The organism is Archangium violaceum Cb vi76 (assembly GCF_000733295.1).
GTDB lineage: Bacteria > Myxococcota > Myxococcia > Myxococcales > Myxococcaceae > Archangium > Archangium violaceum.
Window position 1 is genome coordinate 1 of the sequence record NZ_JPMI01000110.1, and the last position, 4,069, is coordinate 4,069.

The window sequence follows — 4,069 nt, forward strand, 5'->3', positions numbered from 1 at the left end:
ACCCGGAGCACGGCCTCCATGCACTCTTCTCGGGTCGCGCGAGACATGCGCTCCACCGTCAGGGCCATGTGCTCGCGGACCGAGGCCGGGCCTCCGGGGCACCAGGCCTCCAGGGTCTTGCGGTAGATATCCTCCATGAGCTCTTCCAGCGTGTACTTCTTATCGGGCCAGAACGCGTAGCGAGGGCCCTGGAGCACGTCCCAGAAGCGGAGCACCGATGCGAGCCGTTTCGCCATGCGCTCCGCGCTATGCGGCGGGGGTGGGGACACGGCATGGTAGAGAGCCCCCCACGGAGTGCTCAGGCAGAAGGACTCGAAGGACTCCCTCATGCGTTGACGCTCCTCCTTCGGGACGCCTTCATTCAAGTCCATGAAGACGCCGCCGAACAGGTGCATCCACCAGCGTGTGCGGCCCAAGTCGAATTCGGCCGCCTGGCGCATCACCAGCACCTCGCCGGGCAGCACCTGGCGCATCTGCCGGGGCTGGGGAAAGGCACTGGTCTCGAGGTATTCCCGGGCCCACCAGCGGCCCTCGGCTCTCACCTTCCGGAGGATGGCGGCGGTGGTGCCGTAGAGCCACGCTGGAAACTCGAGCACCGGGGACTGGTCCGTGGTCATGGCTTTTCGCCCTACCACAGCGGTCAGACGCTCCTCAAGCGCCTGGCCCTTCGCGCGCTCCGAGGGCGGCAGACGCCTCCCGCCCGCTCAGCGGCAGTCCACAGGCAGGTAGACCTGGCCCTGGAAGCCCTTGGGCCGTTCGCCCCCTTCATAGGCGCCCCGGATCGCCTGCTCGGCCAACTCACCGCGCTGTTCTATTTCTTCCCTGGGCAACTCCTCTGCCTTCTGGGCCGCCCGCTCCTTCCAGGAAGCATGGGGCTTCTTGCGCCGGTAGCTCCAGCGGTACAGCGTCACTCCGGGCTCTGGCGTGCGCCAGGACAACTGCCAGAGTGCTCCCCCGTTCTCGAATTCGAGGAAGAGCGACCCCTCGAAGCCTGTGCCTCCCGCCAGTTTCTTGTCAGGCTCGACTGCCTCATTCAGAGCCGCCAGGTAGCGCCCCGCCTGTTCTCTCCCTTCCTTGCGCCCCTCCTCATTGTCCGGCTTGATCTCGAAGAGCACGAGGGCGTCGGTATCGGTGATGTCCGGGCGCAAGAGCCTCACGAGCGCTGAAAGACGCTCGGGGTCCCCCAACTTCCCCTCCTCCATAATTCTGGAGAGATTGACGGTGTCGAGGAAGACGGCGTTGGTGTGATGCCGCACGCTGTACTCCATGCCAATGGCCTCATGCGCAGCCTTGCCAAGAAAAGCGCCCCAGGGCTCCTTGGAGTCCGGCTTGCGGCCAGGGAGCTTGGAGGAGGGCGGCTCCGCCTGGGCACCGAGGGCCGCCAAGAGCACCAGGAGAAAAGCCGCCAACCCCAAGGTGCTCCTCGTCCTGGTTCCACTGTTTCTTTCTGAATCTCTCACCGCTTCTCCCGAACTTTCTTCATGGAGTGAGTCCTCCGGCGTCAGGGGAAGCTCACGTTTCCAATCTCGACGCCCAGGGTTCCCTGTGCATCCCAGAGGCGGAGCGTGAGCTTCCCGCGGGCTTCTCGCTCCGGCAGCTCCGTCTCCGCCACGACGAAGCCGCGACCCAGGGGTGCAAGGGGGTTCGGCTGCCACACGCCGGGCTGTGTCACCTCTTCACCGTCACGTGTCAGCGTGGCCCTCGCCGCCGTCCAGGGCTGCGCCCCCGGGTTCCTCAACCTCAGTGCCACGGCCACCCGGAACACGGGCTCGCCGCCCTCCGGCACGTCCGTGGTGTAGCGGTAGGCGAAGACCCCCTCCACCTTGAGTGTGTTCGCCGGAGACAGGGTGATGGACTTCGAGAGAACGCTGAACACGACCCCCGGCTCGCCCATCTCCATCCGGCCCCTGGAGAACAGCCGGGTGATGGCACCCTGTCCCTGGTCCTCCGCCTGAAGCCGCCGCAGCTCCTGCGCGAGCCTTTCGTTGTCCTCGCGTGCCTCCCGGAGCTCGCGCTCCCAGGGCTCCTCTGGACGTCCGAAGCGGAAGACATCCACCTCCCGCGCGAGCCGGGCCGGATGGACCACCAGCGCGAAGGTGGCGCTCGCGGGAGTGGCGTTCCCCTCGAAGTACACCGTCAACCGCGAGGGCTTCCCGCTCCGGGATTTCCTCCTGGGCACGAGCACGAGGGTCCCCTCGTCCTCGTCCACCCGCCGGAACCGCTCCGCGTCCTCCAGCTCCACCCGGGCGACCCCGGAGTCGAAGACGAAGGTGGTGGCGAGCTCCGCGCTGATGCACACCTCGAGCGGCTCCCGGGCGGACTCCGCCGGCAACTCGATGGACCGCGCGGGCTCGTCACACGCGTCCGGCCAGGGCCGGCGGAGCGCGGTATCCGGCGACGAGGAGAGCAGCAGGAGGGCGGCGGAGGGGAGGAGCATGGCGGCCTGGGGAGGGCGCGTCAGTCGAAGCGGCGGACTGGCAGCGCGATGATGTGGGTGGAGAAGGCCTCGAGCTCGCCGGGGGTGCTTCCTGGTCTCAGCTCGAGGCCGCGCACGCCCGGTTCCCAGATCTCCGCGCAGATGGGGAAGGAGGTTCCCTGGGGTGTCCAGGCCCGGGTGAGGCGCGCGTAGGCGCGGCCTCGCGCGAAATGCAGCTTCCCGGTGAGCACGCTGTTGACAGGCAGCTTGCCCCAGGGGTCCGAGAGGATGGCCGAGATGTCGCCCTCGCGCACGGCGAGCCACCGGGGCTGGCCCTCGGTCTCCAGGTGGAGGCCAGGCCCTTTTTCGTTGAAGGGGTTGCGGTAGCGGAAGAAGTCACCGAGGGTCTGCGTCATGGCCTCCTGGGCGCCGGCCGGGCACGCCTCGGGTCCGGGAGGGGCCTTGGCCAACTGGGCTCCCGCGCAGGCCATGTTCGTCACGGCCGCCGCTCCGGCACACAGGCCGCGCAGGGTGGTGGTGCCCGCCCTGGCCGGCCGCGGGCTCTTGGGCGGAGTGGGGCTCTTCTGCTGTTTGTCTTTCACGGGGCTCACGGGGGTCTCGTCCTTGGGGGACGCCGCGGGGGAAGCGGCGGCCGCGGGGGTTGACTCCGGAAGTAGTGGAGCCGCGGCCGACCCAGTGTCAGGGGCCTTGGGGGCCCGCGCCATTTCATGACTCGCGGAGACCGCCGCCGCCAGGGCGAGGCCGGCCCCCAGCGCCACGGCCAGCCACGTCCATGGCCGCGCCAGGCCTCGCTTCGGACGCTCCCGGGCCGCCGCCCGTCCTCGTCGTCCCCGCCCGGAAGCGCCGCCTCCCTCCACGAGCCTCACGGCGGGCGCGGGAGGTGTTTGTGGCCGCGTGGGCATCTCCGGCCGGCGGATGCGCCGCCCGGGGGCCTCTCCCTCCCGGGCCGCCGCCACCTCCTCCCACTCGAAGACGTCCGCCTCCCACCGCGCGCGCCTCCCGAAGGCCACCGCCGCCATCAGCGCGTCGTGGACCTCGGCGCCGTCGCGGTAGCGCTCCTTCGGATCCTTGGCCAGCATGCGCATCAGCACGCCGCTCAGCGCCCTGGGCATCCGCCGGTTGACGCTCCGGGGCTCGGGCGCCCGTTGCGTGGCGATCGCCAGCACCAGCAGATCTCCGAGTCCCTCGGGCCTGAAGGGGTAGTGCCCTGTCGCCGCGCGGTACAGGCTCACCCCCAGCGCGTACAGGTCATCCGCGGCACCCACCTCGTACGGCTCGCCCGAGTGCTTGCCTCGCGCCAGCCAGAAGCGCATGGCCTCGGGGCTGCGCAGGTGCGTGGTGCCCGGTGGCAGCGGGCCCGGGGTGAGCGGCTCGGCGCCCTCGTAGACCCCGATGCCGAAGTCCACCAGCACCGGCTCTCCGTCCGGCTCGCGGATGAGGATGTTCCCGGGCTTCACGTCCCGGTGCACCACGCCCCGGGCGTGGAGCGCTCCGAGCGTCAGGGCCATCTTCGCCCCCGCCTCGGCGAGCTGGAGGAAGGAGGTGGTGCGCGTCTCGGGCCACTCATCCAGGGGGAGGCCGGGCACCAGGTCCATGACATGGTAGAGGTGGCCCTCGACAGGATCCGGCCAG

At 69.8% G+C, this 4,069-nt stretch carries 4 protein-coding genes; all 4 read right to left on the minus strand.

The genetic code is table 11. From position 1 onward, the window contains the following. On the minus strand, positions 1–617 hold a 617-nt coding region (locus Q664_RS17600), incomplete at its 3' end, for a hypothetical protein (RefSeq protein ID WP_043396442.1). A gap of 87 nt (positions 618–704) precedes the next feature. After that, entirely contained in the window at positions 705–1,268 is a 564-nt protein-coding gene (locus Q664_RS17605; RefSeq protein WP_235216741.1) for a hypothetical protein, read from the minus strand. A gap of 233 nt (positions 1,269–1,501) precedes the next feature. Then, positions 1,502–2,437: a DUF2381 family protein gene (locus Q664_RS17610; protein ID WP_052518277.1), complete on the minus strand. Its 936-nt coding sequence runs from the start codon at positions 2,435–2,437 to the stop codon at positions 1,502–1,504. A 20-nt stretch (positions 2,438–2,457) separates the two neighbouring features. Further along, positions 2,458–4,069: serine/threonine protein kinase (locus Q664_RS17615; protein WP_152622157.1), on the minus strand; the 1,612-nt coding region annotated here is incomplete at its 5' end.